Origin of the sequence: Achromobacter anxifer, from assembly GCF_903652925.1 — a bacterium.
In the GTDB taxonomy this organism is placed as follows: domain Bacteria; phylum Pseudomonadota; class Gammaproteobacteria; order Burkholderiales; family Burkholderiaceae_B; genus Achromobacter; species Achromobacter anxifer.
In genome coordinates this window covers 130193-150123 of record NZ_CAHLAR010000010.1, presented here as the reverse complement: position 1 = coordinate 150123, position 19931 = coordinate 130193, and the positions used below count along the sequence as shown (strand labels likewise).

Here is a 19931-nt window from a genome sequence, read left to right as displayed (position 1 = left end):
TGAGCAAGGCCCGCGGTGTTTCCGGCCTGCCTGTTGAGGTCTGGCGCCGGGCCTCAGGCTTGCTGGATCGCCGAGCGCGCCTTGAGCGCGCGCGAGAAGAACGCGCCCAGCAAGGGCAGCAGCACCGCCGAGCCGCCGAACAGCGCGCCCGGCCCGATCTCGTCGACCACCGCGCCCGCCAGGGCCACGCCGGCCGCCTGCCCCATGAACAGGCAGGACGCGAACCACGCCACCGCCGTGCCGCGCGCCGAAGGCACCATCTGCGTCGCGTTGGTCTGCAGGGTGGCATGCAGCAGGTAATAGCCGAAGCCCGCCAGCACGCTGGCCAGCAGGCTCCACATCCAGACCGGCCCCAGCAGGTAGGACAGGAACGCCACGCCCAGAACCAGCCCGCCGGCGATCGCCAGGCCGCGCTCGCCCAGGCGCTTCAGGATGCGGCCGGCCACCACCGTATAGATCAGGCCGCCCACGGCGTACACCGCCACCAGCGCGCCCGCCGCGGTCAGCGAGATATCGAAGCGTTCATGCAGGTAGGAAGGCGCGAAGGCCAGGGCGCCGAACACCAGCAGCCCTTCCACGAACACCGTGGCCAACACGACTCGGGCCCAGGGCGTGCCCAGCACCAGCCGGGCCTGCGCCACGAAACCCTGGCGCGCCGCGCCCGGATCCACCTGCCCCAGGCCCGAGGCCTGCTGGCGGTGCACTTCCAGGAACAGCAGCACGCCCACTATCAGGTAGCCGCAGACCAGCGCGGCAAAGGCCCAGCGCCAGCCCACGGTGTCGGCGAACAGGCCGCCGGCCAGTTGGCCGGCCGACATGCCCAGGATGGTGCCGGTCAGGAAGCGCGCCAGCGTCGCCTGGCGGCGTTCGTACGGGACGTTGTCGCCGATCCAGGCCATGGACAGCGGCACGATGCCCGCCCCCGCCGCGCCAGAAAGGACGCGGCAGAACACCAGCACGTCCAGCGTGTTGGCCGCCACGGCGCCGGCGCTGCCCGCGGCGCAGGCGAAGGTGGCAAAGCTGACGACGCGGTACTTGCCGTAGCGGTCGCCCAGCGGACCGAAGAACATCTGCAGCACGCCATAGGCCACGGCGAACGCCGTCACCGCACGCGCGGCCTGGCCCGTGGTGGTGCCGAATTCCGCCGCCAGCTGCGGCAACATGGGATCACAGATGCGGAAGGCGCTGGCGCTGACGAAGGCGGCCAGGGCAAGCAGCGCGATGGCGCGCGCTTCGGAGGACAGGGCAGGCATGGATGACCGGCGGCGGGGCGATGGGCGAAGACCGCACCTTACCCCAGCCCGGCCATCTTGGCTCTGCCGGCGGGCGGAATGTCCGCCCGGCGCAACGCTCAATAAGCCAGGCGGTAGCCCGTCGGCATGCGGCGCGCGGTCATGACCTGGCCGCCGTTCTTCAGCTCGCGCATCGTCAGCTTGGCTTTCTCAAGCTTTTCGACGCGGTAGCGGTTCAGGTAGATCGGATCGTTGGCGTCCACCAGCTCGCCGGCGGACTTGGTGGTCTGCATCGTGTAGATGCCGTCCGCCACGCTCCAGCAGCCGGTCTCGCGCAGGGCGGGACGCGTCTTGCGGCCGATCTTCAGCAGCGATTCGTAGGCCATGGTGCCATCGGCGGACAGCACGAGCAGCGATTGCAGGTCGCCGCTGACGTCGCGCGGGCGGCTGTTCGACAGCCAGGTGCCTATCATCGGATCGCCGGCCTTGGCGGGCACGCATGCCACCGGCTTGGGCGGCTCCGCGGGCTGGGCCTCGGAGATGGTGGCGGGTTTCCTGGCGGCGCAACCGGCCAGGATCAGAACGGCGCAGGCGATGCCCGCCGAACGCAAATACACACTGCTCATGACTTCCTCAACACGTCTGTCGACGCGCCGCGCCGATCACCCCGGCACGTCCCTCGCGCAGCAAACATCACGCACTCTAAAGAGCCGTTTGCGAAGAATCAACGACGATCCGCGACCAGTGCAATTGCGCAACAGTCGGTCTCGGAATAGCCCTATTTTTAGGCCGTAAACCGCAAAAATGCGTTGGTTTCAAACGACACTGCGGCCGCGCTTGGCCGCTTTCGCGCGCAGCATTTCCTCCATGCGCGCGGCGGCCGGAGACAGGCTGCGGCCGGCCAGCCGCGTGATGCCCAGCTCGCGCTCGATGCGCGGCGCGGACAAGGGCACGAAGGCCAGTCCGCGCGAATCCGGCGGCACGCCCAACCGCGCCAGCACCGTGACGCCGACGCCGCGCTCCAGCATGGCCAGCAGCGACATCATGTTGGACACGAAGACCTGCCGGTCCAGCATGAAGGCCGCCTGCGGATAGCCGGCGAGCTGCCGGTGCGCGATGGTGCCGACCAGGGGCAGGTCCTCGATTTCGCGCCAGGTCACCGACTTGCGCCGGGCCAAGGGATGGCCGCGATGGCAGACCAGGCCAAAGGCGTCGCGCAGCAGGGGCTCGAACGCCAGCCGCCGGTCCTGCGACACCGGACTGCACACGCCCAGCTCGACCTCGCCCGCCAGCACCATGCGCTCCACGCCTTCCGAGTTGTCGTCGAACAGGCGCAGCGCCACGGCCGGATAGCGCTCGCGGTACGTCGCCACCAATTCGGGCAGCCAGTGCGTCGCCACGGTGGCCACCGACGCCATGGTCAAGGTGCCGGCCTCGTTGCTGGCCAGCCCCGACAGTGCGCCGGCCACCCGGTCGTGGTGCTGCACCAGCTCGCGCGCCAGCGGCAGGCAGTCCTGACCGAAGCGCGTCAGCGTGCCGCGGTTGCCCGGCTCGAACAGCGGCTGCCCCAGGCGCTGCTCCATTTCGCGGATCGACAGCGACAGCGCCGGCTGCGAACGGAAGGCCCGCGCCGCCGCCGCACGGAAGCTGCGCAGTTCGGCCACCAGCAGGAAGTGGCGGTAATGCGTGATGGAAAGTTCGGGCAAGGGGCGCATGGCGGATCTGTATTAGCTGAACTTATCTAATCATATGAAAAATAAAATTTTCTGATCGGATCGGCCGGCCTAAGATGGCCGCACCATGAATGCCGACACGCTGCTCTCCCCCGCTCCCGCCTGTGCCGATCCGCTGGACTTCAGCCTGGCCGACCGCCTGCCCGCCCGCCCCGCCGGCCAGGGCCGCCTGATCGTCGGCGCCGCGCCGCAAGACGCCGGGCCCGGCCTGCTGTTCGTGCCGGGCGCCTATCACGGCGCCTGGTGCTATGCGCACTATCTGGACTTTTTCGCCCGCGCCGGCCTGGGCTGCGCGGCGCTGGACCTGCGCGGCCATGGCGCCCTGCCGCAGGACGATGCATTCCCGTCCACCACCATTGCGGACCTGGGCCAGGACGTGGCGGACGCGCTGGACGCGCTCGGGCATCCCGCCGTCGTCGTGGGCCACAGCATGGGCGCGCTGCCGGCGCTGCTGGCCGCGAGCCTGCGGCCGGTGGCGGGCGTGGTCCTGCTGGCGCCCTCGCCTCCCGGCGACCTGCCCGGCGCCCAGGCGCTGCCACCGGTCCCCGAAGGCGTGCCGCGCCGCGCGCCGAACGACACAGAAATCCGCGCGCGCTTCCTGGCGACCGCGCCGGACCGCGACGTCAGCGCGGTATCGCGGCGCCTGTGCGCCGAGAGCCCGCAAGTGCTCAACGACCGTTACCTGCTGCGCGTGCCCGTTACCGCCGCCGCCATCCGCGCGCCCGGCCTGTGCCTGGAGGCCGGCCTGGACACGCACGACCGGCATCCGCCGGGCCAGGACCTTGCGATCGCGCGCCGCTTCGGCTTTACCCACGGCGTACTTGCCGGACAACCGCATTGCATGATGTACGCGGACCAATGGCAGGTCAGCGCCGCCGCCATCCTCGACTGGCACCGCAGCCAGTACGGCTGACGCCCCCCTCGAATACCCACGACAACAACGACAACGACGCGCCCCAGCGCAACCAGGAGACAACCATGTCCATTCCCCGCTCTCTTCGTCCCGCCCTGATCGGCGCCGGCCTGCTGCTGGCCGCCGCCTCGCATGCCGCGGGCTGGCCCGAGAAACCCGTGACCCTCATCGTGCCGTCGGCCGCGGGCGGCGCCGCCGACCTGACCGCGCGCACCCTGGCCCAGTACCTGGGCGAGAAGACCGGCCAGACGGTGATCGTCGAAGATCGCCCCGGCGCGGGCGGCATCGTCGGCACCAACGCCGCCAGGAACGCGGCGGCGGACGGCTACACCTTCCTGCTGTCCACCAACTCCACCCACTCCGCCAACCAGTTCCTCTACAAGAGCCTGCCCTACGACGCGCAAAAGGATTTCCGCCAGGTCGGCATGCTGGGCACCTTCGGCACCGTCGGCGTGGTCGCGCCGGACAGCCCGTACCGCACCGTGCCCGAGCTGGTGGACTACGCCAAGCAGCATCCCGGCAAGGTCTTCTTCGGCTACTACAGCTCATCCTCGCAAGTGCCGTCCGAACTGCTGAAGCAGCGCGCCGGCATCGAGATCACCGGCGCGGCCTACAAGAACATCACGCAGATCATCACCGACCTGCGCGGCAAGCAGATCAACTTCGCCTTCGTGGACTACCTGACCGCCATGGGCCAGATCGACGGCAAGGGACTGGTCCCCATCGCCGTCACCGGCGCGCAGCCGCAGCCGGCCTGGCCCAGCGTGCCGACCATGAGCACCTACTACCCGGATTTCATCGTCGCCGGCTGGCTGGGCCTGTCGGCCCCGGCGGGCACGCCGCAGGACATCGTGGAAAAGATGAATGCCCACATGCAGGCGGCGGTCAAGGACGAGGCCACCGCGAACAAGCTGCGCGCCCTGGGCCTGACGCCGGAAACGATGGACGTGGCGCGCTTCGACGCCTTCGTGAAGGAAGACACGGCGCGCTGGAAGGAGTGGATCCGCATTTCGGGCATCCAACCCCAATAAAACGGCTGCCCTCCCTATATCTATATATAGAGAGGGCCCGCGCGCCTACAGCGGCAGGCGCTGTTCGTGCTTGATCTCGCGCAGCGCGACGATGGTGCGCGTCTGGCGGATGCCCGGCATGTTGAAAAGGAAGCGGTGCAGGAACCGGTCGTAGGCTTCGGGGCTTTCGACCAGGATCTTCAGCAGGAAGTCCGAATCCCCCGTGACCGCGTAGCACTCCAGGATTTCGGGCGCGTCGCGCACCGAGCGCTCGAAGTTTTCGACCGTATTGGCGGAATGTCGCTCCAGGCTGATCTGCGCGAACATGCAGCCCAGCCCCACCTTGCTGCGGTCCACCTGGGCGCTATAGCCCTGGATCACCCCGCTGGCTTCCATCGCCTTCACCCGCCGCCACACCGGCGCGGCCGACAGGCCGACCTTCTCTGAAAGCTGCTGCGCCGAGGCCCGGCCGTCCTCCTGCAAGGCCTTGAGGATGCCGATATCGGTCTTGTCCATTGCTTAGTCTCCTGGTTTTTGTCGAACACGAAACGTTCATTGCGAATTATAGGGATAGCACGATCCAAAAACGCAATAAACCTGATGGCTCGCGAACCTATCATGGTGCCGAAACCAGGAGCATTCACCATGGACGGTACCCCCGCCGCCGAACCCCAGCTGGACCTCGAGTACCAGCTGGCCGACAACCTCACCCGCACTTCGGGCCGCATCTTCCTCACCGGCACCCAGGCGCTGGTGCGCATCATGCTGACCCAGGCCCGGATGGACCGCGAGCGCGGCCTGAACACGGCCGGCTTCGTGTCGGGCTACCGCGGCTCGCCGCTGGGCGGCGTGGACATGGCCATGTGGAAGGCGCAAAAGGCCCTGGACGCCAACCAGATCACCTTCCTGCCCGCCATCAATGAAGACATGGCGGCCACCGCCGTCATGGGCACGCAGCAGGCCGGCGTGCGCGCCGACCGCAACGTCGATGGCGTCTACGCCATGTGGTACGGCAAGGGTCCGGGGGTGGACCGCGCCGGCGACGCGCTGCATCACGGCAACGCCGCGGGCGCATCGCGCAACGGCGGCGTGCTGGTGGTGGTGGGCGACGACCACACCGCCGTGTCGTCCTCGATCCCGCACGCCAGCGAAGCCTCGCTGATCGGCTGGCAGATGCCCATCGTGCATCCCGCCTCCATCGACGAATACGAGACCTTCGCGCTGTGGGGCTGGGCCCTGTCGCGCCACTCGGGCACCTGGGTTGCCTTCAAGGCCGTGTCCGAAACCATCGAGTGCGGGCACTCCTTCGTCCCCGCTGCCGCGCAGCGCTACGACATGCCCGCCGATCCGGACATGCCGGCGGAATCGCTGGAATACTCCGCGCGCGAATTCCTGTCGCTGGCGATCGAAACGCGCATGAACCTGCGCATGAAGGCCGTGGCCGCGTTCGCGCGCCGCCACAGCATCGACCGCCTGGCCTGTCCGGCGCCCAAGGCGACCGTGGGCATCGTCACGGTGGGCAAGGCGCATCTGGACGCCATGGAAGCGCTGTCGCGGCTGGGCGTGGACACCGTCACCGCCAACGCGCCGGTGCGCATCTACAAGCCCGGCCTGACCTGGCCGCTGGACGCCGAACGCCTGCTGGACTTCGCGCGCGGCCTGTCGCACATCCTGGTGATCGAGGAAAAGGGCGCGGTGGTCGAAAGCCAGATCAAGGACCTGCTGTTCAACCTGCCGGACCGCCCCACCGTCATCGGCAAGAAGGGCTACGACGGCGAAGCGCTGGTGCCCTCGGCCGGCCAGCTGCGCCCGTCCCTGCTGGCGCAGCCGCTGGCCGCCTGGCTGCGGCGCGCCGCCGGCCTGCCGCTGGCCGCGGACCTGTCCGCCTTCGACTGCCAGGCCCCGCTGTCCAATGACGCCGACGGCATGCGCCGCCGCCCCTACTTCTGTTCGGGCTGTCCCCACAGCACCTCGACCAAGGTGCCCGAAGGCAGCCAGGCGCTGTCGGGCGTGGGCTGCCACTACATGGCCGCCTGGATGGACCGCGACACCGGCGGCCTGACCCAGATGGGCGGCGAAGGCGTCGACTGGATCGGCTTGTCCCGCTACACCAAGATGCCGCACATCTTCCAGAACATGGGAGAAGGCACCTACTACCACTCGGGCTATCTGGCCATCCGCCAGGCCGTCGCGGCCAAGGCCAACATCACCTACAAGATCCTGTTCAACGATGCCACGGCCATGACGGGCGGCCAGCCCATCGACGGCCCGATCTCGGTGCCCGGCATCTGCCAGCAATTGCGCGGCGAGAACGTGGCCCGCATCGTCGTCACCACCGACGAGCCCGAAAAGTATCAGGGCGTGGACCTGGGCGCCGGCATCAAGGTGCACCACCGCCGCGAACTGGACGCGCTGCAGCGCGAACTGCGCGAGATCCCCGGCGTGACCGTGCTGATCCATGACCAGACCTGCGCCGCCGAAAAGCGCCGCCGCCGCAAGAAGAACCAATACCCCGACCCGGCGCGCCGCATGCTGATCAACAGCGCGGTCTGCGAAGGCTGCGGCGACTGCGGCGTGCAATCGAACTGCCTGTCGGTGGTGCCGCTGGAAACGCCTTATGGCCGCAAGCGCGCCATCGACCAGTCCAGCTGCAACAAGGACTACTCCTGCGCCGAAGGCTTCTGCCCCAGCTTCGTCTCGGTCATGGGCGGCAAGCCCAGGAAGAGTGCGGCGCCCAAGGCCGACCAGGAACGCCTGCAGCAACTGATCGCGCAATTGCCCGCGCCGGCCACGCCGACGCTGGACCATCCCTACCGCCTGCTGGTGGCGGGCATGGGCGGCACCGGCGTCATCACCATCGGCGCCATCGTGTCGATGGCGGCGCACCTGGAAGGCCTGTCCGCCGCCGTGCTCGACCTGACCGGCCTGGCGCAGAAAGGCGGCACGGTGGTCAGCCACATCCGCCTGGCGCCGGCTGGCGCGCCTGCCGGTCCGGTGCGCCTGGACTGGCAGCAGGCCGACGCCGCGATCCTGTGCGACCCGGTCGCCTCCGTGGCGCCGGATTCGCTGGGCGCGCTGCGCCGCGGCCACACCCAGGTCACGGTCAACAGCTATGTCGCGCCGGTCTCCGACTTCACGCGCAACCCGGACGCCGCCATGCGCCCCGAAGCGCTGCTGGCCAAGATCCGCCACGCGGCGGGCGACGCCAATACCGCCGCCATCGACGCGCACGAAGCCGCGCTGGCCCTGTTCGGCGACAGCATCCTGTCCAATATGTTCATGCTGGGCTATGCCTGGCAGCGCGGCGGCGTGCCGCTGTCGCAAGCCGCCATCAACCGCGCCATCGAACTCAACGGCGTGGCGGTGGCCGCCAACCGTGCCGCCTTCGACAGCGGCCGCCTGGCGGCGCACCAGCCCGACGCGCTGGAAGGCGCGCTGCGGCCGCGCGCCCAGGTCGTGCAATTGCACGTGCCAGAATCGTTCGAGCGCGCCGTCGCCCGCCGCGTCGAGGACCTGACCGCCTATCAAAACGCCGACTACGCCCGCCAGTACCAGGACGTGGTCGAAGCCGTCGCGGCGCGCGAGCGCGAACTGGCGCCCGAGGCCAAGACCCCGCGCCTGGCGCTGGCGGTGGCGCGCGGCCTCTTCAAGCTCATGGCCTACAAGGACGAGTACGAAGTGGCGCGGCTCTACACCGGCGAATCCTTCCAGGCGCAATTGAAGGGCCAGTTCGAAGGCGACTACAGCCTGCGCTTCCACATGGCGCCGCCCATCTTCGCCCGCAAGGATCCGCGCACCGGCGTGCCGCGCAAGATGACGCTGGGGCCGCGCACCATGACGGCGCTGAAAGTGCTGGCCCGCATGAAGGGCTTGCGCGGCACCTGGTTCGATCCCTTCGGCCACACCGCCGAACGCAAAATGGAGCGGACGCTGGTGCGCGAGTACCGCCAGACCATAGACCAGTTGCTGGCAGGGTTGAACCGGGACAAGCTTGCCCAAGCGGCTACAATCGCCGGCCTTGCAGAAACCATACGCGGCTTCGGTCACGTGAAGGCTGCAAACGTCGAGAAGTATCGGACGGAGTTGGGCCGCTTGATGCAAAGCTATACGGCGCCTGCCCCGCGCGATATGCCCCTGCGGAAAACCGCATAAACATTCGCTCTGAGCGGCACCGTCCTAGGCGCGCCTTGCTGGGCGCGCCTAGTGCATTTGGTAACAACCTTTTGTGAACTTCGTCTTATTTTTTTCTTGTCCCTGTCGTACACGATCACTAGAATTAGTGTCCAACGAGGGGTGCTACACTATATGTTGTGGTCGCCTAAGCGCTGATTCCCGTCGGCCACGCCTTTTGGACTAACCCGTCCTAGCGTTACGACCCCCTCAAAAGAACCGATTTCGTACCTGACATGACGTCGTCATGTCGCTATCTACGCGCTTTTCGCACAGGAGCTTCCATGCAGACTACGATCGCCTCTGTGACCCGGCCTACGGCCGTGCCGCCCTCGCAAACCGACTCCCCTGCCGACGCCAATGGCGGGCAATGGGCCAGCTACAACATCATTCGCCGCAATGGCTCGGTGGTCGGGTTCGAACCCAACAAGATCGCCATCGCCATGACCAAGGCCTTCCTGGCCGTGAACGGCGGACAGGGCGCGGCCTCCGCGCGCGTGCGCGAGCTGGTCGAGAACCTGACCGGCCAGGCCGTCAACGCGCTGGTGCGCAACCGCCCCAACGGCGGCACCTTCCATATTGAAGACATCCAGGACCAGGTCGAACTGGCCCTGATGCGCTCGGGCGAACACGACGTCGCCCGCGCCTACGTGCTGTACCGCGAAAAGCGCACGCAGGAACGCGCGGCCGCCGCTGCTGCCGCCGCCGACAGCCAGGAGAAGGCCGCCGCGCCGCAGGAACACGTGCTGAACGTGACCGATGCCGGCGTGCGCCGTCCGCTGGACCTCGCCGAACTGCGCGCCACGATCGTCGCCGCTGGCGAAGGCCTGGCTGAATTCATCGACACGGAAGCGATCCTGAAGGAAACGGTCAAGAACCTGTACGACGGCATCCCCGTCGACGAAGTGTTCAAGTCCGCCATCCTGTCCGCGCGCGCGCTAGTCGAAAAGGACCCGGCCTACAGCCAGGTCACCGCCCGTCTGCTGCTGCACACGATCCGCAAGGAAGTGCTGGGCGAGGAAGTCTCGCAAGACGGCATGGCCACCCGCTACGCCGAATACTTCCCCACCTTCATCGCCCGCGGCATCGAAGGCGGCCTGCTGTCGCCCGACCTGGCCAGCTATGACCTGACCAAGCTGGGCCACGCCCTGAACGCCAAGCGCGACCTGCAGTTCGGCTACCTCGGCCTGCAGACCCTGTACGACCGCTACTTCCTGCACATCCGCGGCACCCGCATCGAGCTGCCGCAAGTGTTCTTCATGCGCGTGGCCATGGGCCTGGCGCTGCGCGAAACCGACCGCGAAGCCCGCGCCATCGAGTTCTACGAGATCCTGTCCTCGTTCGACTTCATGAGCTCGACGCCCACGCTGTTCAACTCGGGCACCCTGCACTCGCAACTGTCGTCGTGCTACCTCACCACCGTCTCCGACGACCTGGAAGGCATCTACGACGCCATCAAGGAAAACGCGCTGCTGGCCAAGTACGCCGGCGGCCTGGGCAACGACTGGACCCCGGTGCGCGCGCTGCGCAGCCACATCAAGGGCACCAACGGCGAAAGCCAGGGCGTCGTGCCGTTCCTGAAGGTCGTCAACGACACCGCCGTCGCGGTCAACCAGGGCGGCAAGCGCAAGGGCGCAGTCTGCACGTACCTGGAATCGTGGCACCTGGACATCGAAGAATTCCTGGAACTGCGCAAGAACACCGGCGACGAGCGCCGCCGCACGCACGACATGAACACGGCGAACTGGATTCCCGACCTGTTCATGAAGCGCGTCATGGAAGGCGGCGAGTGGACGCTGTTCTCGCCGTCCGACTGCCCCGACCTGCACGACAAGTACGGCCGCGAATTTGAAGAAGCCTACGTGGGCTACGAAGCGCGCGTGGCCAGCGGCGACCTGAAGCTCTTCAAGAAGATGCCGGCGCTGAACCTGTGGCGCAAGATGCTGTCGATGCTGTTCGAAACCGGCCACCCCTGGATCACGTTCAAGGATCCTTGCAACATCCGTTCGCCGCAGCAGCACGTGGGCGTCGTGCACAGCTCGAACCTGTGCACCGAGATCACGCTGAACACCAACGAATCCGAAATCGCGGTGTGCAACCTGGGTTCCGTGAACCTGGTCGCGCACATGAAGCCGGCTGCCGGCGGCGGTTTCGAACTCGACCACGACAAGATCAAGCGCACGGTCAGCATCGCCATGCGCATGCTCGACAACGTGATCGACATCAACTACTACGCCGTCGACAAGGCCCGCAATTCCAACGCGCGCCATCGTCCGGTGGGCATGGGCATCATGGGCTTCCAGGACTGCCTGCAGATGATGCGCGTGCCTTACGCATCGCAAGCCGCGGTTGAATTCGCCGACCGTTCGATGGAAGCCGTGTGCTATCACGCGTACTGGGCATCGAGCCTGCTCGCTGAAGAGCGCGGCCGCTATCAATCGTATGAAGGCTCGCTGTGGTCGCGTGGCATCTTGCCGCAAGACACGTTGAAGATGCTGCGCGATGAACGCGGCGGTCACGTTGAAGTCGATGAGTCGAGCACGCTCGATTGGGATACGTTGCGCGCGCGCATCAAACAACATGGCATGCGCAACTCCAATTGCATCGCAATCGCCCCAACCGCGACTATTTCCAATATCATTGGTGTATCTGCGTGCATCGAACCCACTTTCCAGAACTTGTACGTCAAATCGAATCTCTCCGGCGAGTTCACGGTCGTTAACGATTACCTCGTGCGTGACCTGAAGAAACTCGGTCTCTGGGACGAAGTCATGGTCGCCGACCTCAAGTACTTCGACGGCAGCCTGTCCCGCATCGATCGCGTACCTTCCGAACTCCGCGACCTCTACGCCACTGCGTTCGAAGTCGAACCGAGCTGGCTGGTTGAATGCGCGTCGCGCCGCCAGAAGTGGATCGATCAAGCACAGTCGCTGAACATCTACATGTCGGGCGCGTCGGGCAAGAAGCTGGACGACACCTACAAGCTGGCCTGGAAGCGCGGCCTGAAGACGACCTACTACCTGCGTACCCTGGGCGCCACCAGCGCCGAGAAGTCCACGGGACGCGGCGGCGAATTGAACGCCGTCTCGGCGGGCGCGCCGTCCGCTGGTCCTGCTGTCGCTGCTGCACCTGTTTTGCCGGAACCCGAAGTTCTCGGGGCGGTTTGCACCATGCGGCCGGGCGACCCCGGCTTCGAAGAGTGCGAAGCCTGCCAATAACCGCCTCCGGAGAATGAATCATGATTAATTGGGAAGACGACACCATCGCCACGCAACCTGCTCAATCGCCCGCACCCGCGGCGGGCGGGCAGGCTGCGCCCGCAGTCCGGGCGGCGACCGGTGTTTTCGGCGACACCGCCATGCCCACGCCCGCCGCGCCTGAACACGCGGCAGGCCTGGCCGCCAGCGGCGCCGCCACCTCGCAACGCGTGAAGGTTGCCGACAAGCGCATCATCAACGGCGAGACCGACGTCAACCAGCTGGTGCCGTTCAAGTACAAGTGGGCTTGGGAAAAGTACCTGGCCACTTGCGCCAACCACTGGATGCCGCAAGAAATCAACATGTCGCGCGACATCGCCCTCTGGAAGAACCCCAACGGGCTCACCGAGGACGAGCGCCGCATCGTCAAGCGCAACCTGGGTTTCTTCGTCACCGCCGACTCGCTGGCCGCGAACAACATCGTGCTGGGCACCTACCGCCACATCACGGCGCCGGAGTGCCGCCAGTTCCTGCTGCGCCAGGCCTTTGAAGAAGCGATCCACACGCACGCCTATCAATACATCGTCGAAAGCCTGGACCTGGACGAAGCGGAGATCTTCAACGCTTACAACGAAGTTCCGTCCATCCGCGCCAAGGACGAGTTCCTGATCCCGTTCATCGACGCGATCGCGGACCCCAACTTCAAGACGGGCACTCCCGAGGCCGACCAGACGCTGTTGAAGTCGCTGATCGTCTTCGCTTGCCTGATGGAAGGCCTGTTCTTCTACGTTGGCTTCACGCAGATCCTGGCGCTGGGCCGCCAGAACAAGATGACCGGCGCCGCCGAACAGTACATGTACATCCTGCGCGATGAATCCATGCACTGCAATTTCGGCATCGACCTGATCAACACCGTCAAACTGGAAAATCCGCATCTGTGGACGCCGGAATTCCGCGAAGAAATTCGAGAACTCTTCCGCAAAGCGGTCGAACTCGAATACGCTTACGCCGAAGACACGATGCCGCGCGGCGTGTTGGGCTTGAACGCACCCATGTTCAAATCCTATCTGCGCTTCATCGCCAACCGTCGTTGCCAGCAAATCGGTATCGAACCGCTGTACCCGCAGGAGGAAAATCCCTTCCCGTGGATGGCGGAAATGATCGATCTTAAAAAGGAACGCAACTTTTTTGAAACTCGCGTGATCGAATACCAAACCGGTGGCACGCTGAGCTGGGAGTAAAAGCAGTACGTCATCAGGCCCGGCGCGGGCACGCTCCAGCAGCAAGGAGCGTCGCGTTCGCGACAGGCTTGATGACGCTCTCCCCGGTCAGGGTGTTTTGTCGCCAGGCCGCCCCAAGGCAAAACGTACCCCCTCGGGGGGCAGCAAGCCGAAGGCGCGGCGTGGGGGCATATCGAACACGTAGAACAAGCGGTAGGCGGCCTGTGATCAGGTCGCCTACCGGCGCCATTTGAAATGGCTCGCGCCAAAGGAGCGGGGGCCATATCAAATGGCTGTGCCGAATTCATTAGCGCAAACCGTAGTAGCTGTTGCTCGCACAGAACAGCGGCATGCGCCGATGAATAGCCCGGGCACGATGCGCCTTGTTGGCGGATCGGGGCACGGGTTTAAGTTCTGGGACCCCTGAACCTAAGGAGCATGACCATGGCAACAGCCAAGAAAGCCGTAAAGAAAGCCGCGGTGAAAAAACCCGCCGCCAAGAAGGCAGTAGCGAAGAAGGCCGCCCCGGCCAAGAAAGCCGCTGTCAAGAAGGTAGCCGTCAAGAAGGTCGCCGCCAAGAAGCCGGCAGTGAAGAAGGTTGCCGCCAAGAAGCCGGCAGTCAAGAAGGTCGCCGCCAAGAAGGCAGTAGCCAAGAAGGCCGTCGCCAAGAAGGCGGTTGCCAAGAAAGCCGTCGCCAAGAAGGCCGTCGCCAAGAAGGCGGTAGCCAAGAAGGTCGTCGCCAAGAAGGCGGTTGCCAAGAAGGCCGTCGCCAAAAAGGCGGTTGCCAAGAAAGCCGTAGCCAAGAAGGCAGTTGCCAAGAAGGCCGTCGCCAAGAAAGCGGTAGCCAAGAAGGCCGTTGCCAAAAAGGCTCCTGCTGCCAAGAAGGCGGTTGCCAAGAAGGCCGTAGCCAAGAAGGCGCCTGCCGCCAAGAAGGCTGTTGCCAAGAAGGCTCCGGCTGCCAAGCCTGCCGCTGCCGCCAAGAAGCCCGCTGCGAAGAAAGCCGCTCCGAAGAAGCCCGTAACGCCGCCGTCCACGGCTGCCGCCCCGGGCGCGAAGACCGCGCTGAACCCCGCCGCGTCGTGGCCGTTCCCGACGGGTGGCCGTCCTTAATCAGGACGGTTCGAAGCTTTAGCTTCGCTAGAGCCGCCTGGCCTTGGCCGGGCGGCTTTTTCACGTCTGTCCGCCCCTCAGCCGAAAGGCTCTCATCCAGAGGTCGAGGCCGCCCCGGCCCCGCAGGCGATTTTGCGTCCGGCCGTGCGACAATTGACTCCTCTTTTTCAGGGTGATCGTGTCCATGCTCGGTGATATCTTGCGCTTCCTCCTCGAAATCGTGTTCACGCTGTTCGGCGCGGCGCTGATTGCCCGCGCCTGGATGCACGCGATACGACTGCACCCCTTCAACCCCTTGTCCCGCGCCATCTACCAGGCCACCAACTGGCTGGTGATGCCGCTGCGCAAAATCATCCCCGCCAGCAACAAGATCGACTGGACCAGCCTGGTCGCCGCCTGGCTCTCCGCGCTGGTCTATCTGGTGCTGGTGTGGCTGCTCGCGATCGGCGCGCTGATTCCGGTGGAATACCTGCCCAAAGCCATGGGCTCGGCCCTGATCCTGGCCATCAAATGGGCGCTGAACCTGGTGGTGTGGCTGACGCTGATCCAGGCCGTGCTGTCGTGGGTCAACCCGATGGCGCCCATGATGCCGCTGCTGCAGGCCTTGACCGCGCCCATGCTGGATCCCATCCGCCGCCTGCTGCCGCGCACCGCGATCGATTTCTCGCCACTGGTGCTGCTGGTCGTGGCGCAAGTGGTGCTGATGGTGCTGGCCAATGTCAGCCAGCGCATGATGGGTCTATAAGGTAGACGGCGGGGCCGCGCGCCCCGCCCTTTGAAGGACTACGCCGGAATGCCGGCGTAGATCTCGACCAGCTTCTTGCGGTCGATCTTGTGGTTGTTCGACATGGGCAGCGCTGGGCAGGCCACCAGTTCGGACGGCACCATGTAAGGCGGCAGGCGCTGGGCCAGCCGATCCTTCCAACCCGACAGCGCGTCCGGCGCCAAAATGTGCGCCGCCTGCTCCCCCACTCCCGCCACGAAGCCGATCAAACGCACCGCCGTGCCGTCCGGCCTGCGCAGCACCGCGCAAGCGCCGCCCTCCACGCCAGGCAGGCCATGCAGCGCTTCGTCGATCTCGGCCAGCTCGATGCGATAGCCGTTCAGCTTGATCTGGTCGTCCATGCGGCCGCGGCAGAACAGCAGGCCGTCGCCCTCCATCTGGCCCAGGTCGCCGGTGCGGAACGCGCGGCGGCCGTCGGCATAGGTATAGAGCTTGGCTTCGTTCAGGTCGGGCCGGTTCAGATAGCCGCGCATGACGTGGTCGCCCACGATGCAGATCTCGCCCTCATCCACGATCAGCACGCTGTCGGGCTTGGCATGCCCCACCGGCAGCGGATCGTGCGCAGCCAGCACGGCGTCGGTGACTTCGATCCAGGTGGTCGCCACGGTCGCTTCCGTCGGGCCGTAGGTGTTCAGGATGACCGCGTCCGGGAAGCGTTGGCGCAGCTTTTTGGCCAGGGCCGACGGCAGGGGCTCGCCGCAGAACAGGAAGGTGCGCAACGTCGGCAAGGCAGCCGGCGAGAAGTCGCGGTTGGCCAGCTGCTGGTGCGCGAACGACGGCGTGGACACCCATGCCGTCACGCCGTGCGCCGCCAGCCGGGCCATCCAGGTGCCCGCCGCCGCGATCTGCTCGCGTGCATTCAGCACGCAGCAGCCGCCCGCGGCCAGCGTGGCGAATACTTCGTACATGGACAGATCGAAGCTGAACGGCGCCTGGTTCATGAACACGGGCGCATCGCCCAGGCCGAAGCTGCCGAGCATCCAGTCGCCCAGCAGGCCGACGCTTTCACGGCCGATCTGCACGCCCTTCGGATCGCCCGTGCTGCCGGACGTGAACATCACGTAGGCCAGGCCGCGCTCGGCCAGCTCAGCGCCCTCGCCCGGCGTGAAGGCGCCGGCGGCGGCGTCATAAACGGCGGCCGGACGCACGATCTCGACGATGCGGCGCAGGCGTTCTTCCGGATAAATGGTGTCGACCGGCACGAACGGCGCGCCGATCAGCAAAGCCCCGACCATGGCGACGAAGAACGAGGCTTCCTTGTGGCCATAGATGGCCACCGGCACGTCCGGCGCCGCGCCATGCCGGCGCGCCTCGTCGGCCCAGGCGCCGGCTTCGGCGCGCAATTGCGACCAGCTCAGGCTGCGGTCGGCGGCGACGACGGCGGGCGCATCGGGCGCGCGCTCGCAGTCGGTGAACTGGAAAGACTTCAGATCGAAACGCATGCCGAAACTCCCGGCGTCAGATGGGGCTGCGGCCGCTGAATACGTAGAGCGCCAGCGCAGCAAGAATCAGGGTGAGCACGCGCCCAAGAAAGCGCATGACGGGTTGCGCCAGCGCGGCCTGCAAGGCCGGCCGGGTACGCGCGGCGTTGATCAGCAGGTTGTGGCCCACCGAGTACGCGCCGAACATCAGGCCGCTGACGATGTAGTGCAGCGACAGGCCATTCCAGACGCCCATGGCCAGCAAGGTCGCGAAGATGCCGATGTTCTGCGCCGCCATGCGGTGGCGTCCAAAGAACTTGGTCTTGCTCAGCGCCTTGTAGATGGGCATGAACACCACGTCGCGCAGCCATTCCGACAGGCTGATGTGCCAGCGGCGCCAGAAATCCTGCGGATTGAGCGTGGCCAGGGGATTGCGGAAGTTGATCGGCAAGGTGAAGCCGAACAGCATGCCGATGCCGATCGCCATCGTCGAATAGCCAGCGAAGTCGAAGAACAGGTAGGCGCTGTAGAGCGAGGCGTTGAGCGCCACGCCGGTGAACGAGTAGTCGTGCGCGTCCAAGGTCGCCAGGCCATAGCGCCAGACCAACTCGGCCAGGCCGAACTTCTGGATGACGCCCAGCATGATGAGTTCGAAGCCGCTGAGCCAAGTGTTCAGGTTCACGCCTTCGTAGCCGCGCTTGAGATCAGCCTGGAAGTTGCGCCAGCGGTACATCGGGCCAGCCAGCAGCGTCAGCGGGAAGAACAGGTAGATGAAGTAGTCCAGCGGCGACACGCGCTCATTGCGCTGCGCGAACAGCAGCACGTCGATGGCGCGGAATGTGGCGAAGGACAGTCCCAGCATGGCGCCCAGGTGCGAGATGCCCGTCTTCACCAGCAGCAGCGGCGTCATGGTGATGATCACGGCCAGCCAGGTCGGGATGTAGTTGCGCCGCACCGCCCACAGCGCGCTGCCCGAGATGGCCAGCAGCGCGATGGGTTGATAAGGACGCGCCCAGAACACCGCCATCCAGACGCCCAGGCAGATCACGCCGATGATGTGGCGGTATCCGATACGGAACGGCATGCCGAAGGAGCGATAGGCCAACAGGCCCAGGCCGCCGAACAGGGCGCCGCCGAAGAAGCTCAAGCTTGCGAACAATTCCATGCCGGGCTCAGAACTGTTGGTACTGGAATTCGACCTTTATCGGTCCGCCGCTGCCCGTGGTGGGCTGCGCCTGCAGCACGAACACCAGGATCACTCCGATATACAGGCACAGGTGCCAGAAAAAGCGGCGCCCCCAGGCGACAGCGGCCTTGCGGGACGCCTGCCCTTCGTCGGCGCGGCCGGCCTCGGGCGCGGCCACGCTGGCGGCCTCGGCCGCGGGAAGAATCTTGCTCATCGGGAAAAGTACTCCGCAATGCCTTGGTCGGCCATGGCCCAGCCCAGTTCGGCCAAGTGCATGTCGTCGCGCAGCATGCCCGGTTCGAACGGGATGCTGTAGAGATCCAGGCAACCCATCTGGTAACGCGTGCACATGCCCGTGATGGCAGCCACCACCGGGTCGAAGCGCTCCACGTCCAGGATGAGCTTGGGATTGAAGGGCTGGATGACGAAATACGCGTGGACCTTGCGCTTCTGCAGCAAGGCCATGACGCGCGACAGATCGCCGAGTTCGGTGCGCGTGATGGGGTCGACGTCGGCGAACTCGTTGCGGGCCGGCGAATACAGCGGCGCCAGGTACTGCTTGTAGTAATCGTCGCGCACGTCGTAGGGATTGTGGCCCCCCAGATCATGCTCGACCTCGCGTGCCTGATGCGTCAGGTTTCCCCACTGCCCCTGGTCGAGCCGCGCGGCCGAAGGCCACGACACATAGCGGTGCGCCGGCACGGACAGCTTGCTGCGCGGCCGGTCGGGCGCCGGTTCCTTGCGCGCGTGCCACCACAGCGACAGCTTGTCCTTCAGCTCCGCCACTTGGCCGTTGGCGATGAGCCACAGCAAGCCCCAGTTGGCGTTGTCGCTGATCCACGTCTGCATCTGCTCGCGCGTGCTGGGCTGGTCCCACAGCCGGTCCCAGACCGGGCCGGTAACGTGTTCGGCGAACGCGCTGCGCGGCAGCTGGCCGCCGGACGCGAACCAGGCCGGCGACAGCATGATCACCAGACGCGTGTTGGGCGTGAGCGAATCCGCCACCGACTCCAGCACGCTGACGATGCCGTAGGACTGGAACATGGCGTGGCCATAGGCCAGCGTCGGCACCTTCAGCTCTTCGGGGAAGAAGCGGTAGGGAACGAAACGCAGGTCATGGCTGGACAGTTCGGAAGAGCCGAGCACGACCAGCGTCCCGTCGCTCAGGGCGTTGCCCAGGCGATTCAGGTTGACGTGCTGGGTGCCCCAGTCCGGGCCCAGGTTGGGCAGGTAGTTGCTCTTGGCGGCCGCGGCCGCCGACGGCGCCGACAGCGGGTTCACGATGCGGCTGAGCACATCGTCCGCGCCGCAATACGCGCCTATCGCCAGGGCCACCGCCGTCGCGGCAGCCGCGACGTGAGACAACAACCGGGTATTACGAAGTATGGGCAGCGACATAGCCGGCAAGCGTGCGGACCGACTGCAGATGCTCCGCGATCTCGGGAGCCGGGATGCTGCAACCGTACTCCGACTCGACCGCCAGCGTGATGTCCACGGCGGCGAGCGAATCGACCAGGCCGGTGGCAATCAACTGGGTGTCGGGGGTGACTTTCTTCATGACGATCGACTCGACGATCTCGCCGATCTTGGTGTGGAGTTCTTGCTCGGTATGCATAGATAGTGCGGTGTTGCTTTGCCTGATCGGCCTGACATCCCCCGCCCCGGGATTCCAGGACGATGAGAATACAAATAAACAGCTGAAACCGGACTGAACTTCAGCCTTCCAGGTCGACGCGCAGATGCACTCAGTTACATGATTTTCGCAATGCGACGTCGATCGCAGACGCAATCATGGCACTACGTTTGTTGAATCGCCATGAAACTTATGGAGGAAATCGCGAGAAAAGGCTGGCAAACGTAACCTTCGCGGGTAAATCCTCGGGTGCCGCGTTGCTGCCGAGCGACAGATTTTTACGCTTGCGCGATCTCTGGCGCCCCGGCCCCCTTTATGCCCA

General features: G+C 65.9%; 16 protein-coding genes. 7 read left to right on the top strand and 9 right to left on the bottom strand.

Annotation, left to right across the window (positions count from 1 at the left end; translation table 11 throughout):
* Positions 1 to 53: 53 nt before the first annotated feature.
* From HWY37_RS26620 to HWY37_RS26610, 3 genes are all read right to left on the bottom strand, one after another.
* The gene (locus tag HWY37_RS26620) at positions 54 to 1253 is read right to left on the bottom strand and encodes an MFS transporter (protein ID WP_175207754.1); all 1200 of its coding nucleotides are present in this window, start codon (positions 1251 to 1253) and stop codon (positions 54 to 56) included.
* 98 nt (positions 1254 to 1351) lie between these two features.
* Positions 1352 to 1858 (bottom strand): hypothetical protein, encoded by a 507-nt coding sequence (locus tag HWY37_RS26615; protein WP_175207753.1) that lies wholly within the window; start codon positions 1856 to 1858, stop codon positions 1352 to 1354.
* Positions 1859 to 2047: 189 nt separating this feature from the next.
* Positions 2048 to 2947, bottom strand: a complete 900-nt coding sequence (locus HWY37_RS26610; protein WP_175207752.1) for a LysR family transcriptional regulator — start codon at positions 2945 to 2947, stop codon at positions 2048 to 2050.
* Positions 2948 to 3032: 85 nt separating this feature from the next.
* Here HWY37_RS26610 and HWY37_RS26605 point away from each other — a divergent pair, with 85 nt between their 5' ends.
* Together HWY37_RS26605 and HWY37_RS26600 are read left to right on the top strand one after the other, a co-directional pair.
* Positions 3033 to 3878, top strand: coding sequence for an alpha/beta hydrolase (locus HWY37_RS26605; protein ID WP_175207751.1), 846 nt, complete (start codon positions 3033 to 3035; stop codon positions 3876 to 3878).
* 65 nt (positions 3879 to 3943) lie between these two features.
* Positions 3944 to 4909, top strand: a complete 966-nt coding sequence (locus HWY37_RS26600; protein ID WP_175207750.1) for a Bug family tripartite tricarboxylate transporter substrate binding protein — start codon at positions 3944 to 3946, stop codon at positions 4907 to 4909.
* Between the two features lie 45 nt (positions 4910 to 4954).
* Here HWY37_RS26600 and HWY37_RS26595 read toward each other — a convergent pair whose 3' ends face one another.
* Entirely contained in the window at positions 4955 to 5404 is a 450-nt protein-coding gene (locus tag HWY37_RS26595; protein WP_008159001.1) for an Lrp/AsnC family transcriptional regulator, read from the bottom strand.
* Between the two features lie 129 nt (positions 5405 to 5533).
* Here HWY37_RS26595 and HWY37_RS26590 point away from each other — a divergent pair, with 129 nt between their 5' ends.
* The 5 genes from HWY37_RS26590 (at position 5534) to HWY37_RS26570 (ending at position 15330) form a co-directional block, all read left to right on the top strand.
* A complete protein-coding gene (locus tag HWY37_RS26590; protein ID WP_176090232.1) occupies positions 5534 to 9040 on the top strand; it encodes an indolepyruvate ferredoxin oxidoreductase family protein in 3507 nt (1168 codons plus the stop codon).
* 302 nt (positions 9041 to 9342) lie between these two features.
* Positions 9343 to 12276: a ribonucleoside-diphosphate reductase subunit alpha gene (locus HWY37_RS26585; protein ID WP_175207748.1), complete on the top strand. Its 2934-nt coding sequence runs from the start codon at positions 9343 to 9345 to the stop codon at positions 12274 to 12276.
* A 20-nt stretch (positions 12277 to 12296) separates the two neighbouring features.
* Positions 12297 to 13496 carry a ribonucleotide-diphosphate reductase subunit beta gene (locus tag HWY37_RS26580; RefSeq protein WP_088138259.1) on the top strand — a complete coding sequence of 400 codons (1200 nt, stop codon included), beginning with the start codon at positions 12297 to 12299 and terminating at the stop codon, positions 13494 to 13496.
* A 423-nt stretch (positions 13497 to 13919) separates the two neighbouring features.
* Entirely contained in the window at positions 13920 to 14585 is a 666-nt protein-coding gene (locus HWY37_RS26575; protein ID WP_175207747.1) for a histone H1-like DNA-binding protein, read from the top strand.
* Between the two features lie 184 nt (positions 14586 to 14769).
* Positions 14770 to 15330: a YggT family protein gene (locus tag HWY37_RS26570; protein WP_175207746.1), complete on the top strand. Its 561-nt coding sequence runs from the start codon at positions 14770 to 14772 to the stop codon at positions 15328 to 15330.
* Positions 15331 to 15368: 38 nt separating this feature from the next.
* Here the strand turns inward: HWY37_RS26570 and HWY37_RS26565 are convergent, their stop codons facing one another.
* The 5 genes from HWY37_RS26565 to HWY37_RS26545 are packed head-to-tail and all read right to left on the bottom strand — an operon-like array spanning position 15369 to position 19591.
* Complete coding sequence (locus HWY37_RS26565) at positions 15369 to 16811, bottom strand: D-alanine--poly(phosphoribitol) ligase (protein ID WP_175207745.1); 1443 nt, start codon at positions 16809 to 16811, stop codon at positions 15369 to 15371.
* 16 nt (positions 16812 to 16827) lie between these two features.
* Positions 16828 to 17955 (bottom strand): MBOAT family O-acyltransferase, encoded by a 1128-nt coding sequence (locus HWY37_RS26560; protein ID WP_175207744.1) that lies wholly within the window; start codon positions 17953 to 17955, stop codon positions 16828 to 16830.
* A gap of 7 nt (positions 17956 to 17962) precedes the next feature.
* Complete coding sequence (locus HWY37_RS26555; protein ID WP_175207730.1) at positions 17963 to 18190, bottom strand: hypothetical protein; 228 nt, start codon at positions 18188 to 18190, stop codon at positions 17963 to 17965.
* Complete coding sequence (locus HWY37_RS26550) at positions 18187 to 19374, bottom strand: D-alanyl-lipoteichoic acid biosynthesis protein DltD (protein ID WP_175207743.1); 1188 nt, start codon at positions 19372 to 19374, stop codon at positions 18187 to 18189. Before HWY37_RS26550 ends, HWY37_RS26555 begins: the two co-directional genes overlap by 4 nt.
* Complete coding sequence (locus HWY37_RS26545) at positions 19352 to 19591, bottom strand: acyl carrier protein (RefSeq protein ID WP_006226661.1); 240 nt, start codon at positions 19589 to 19591, stop codon at positions 19352 to 19354. Before HWY37_RS26545 ends, HWY37_RS26550 begins: the two co-directional genes overlap by 23 nt.
* Positions 19592 to 19931 lie beyond the last annotated feature (340 nt).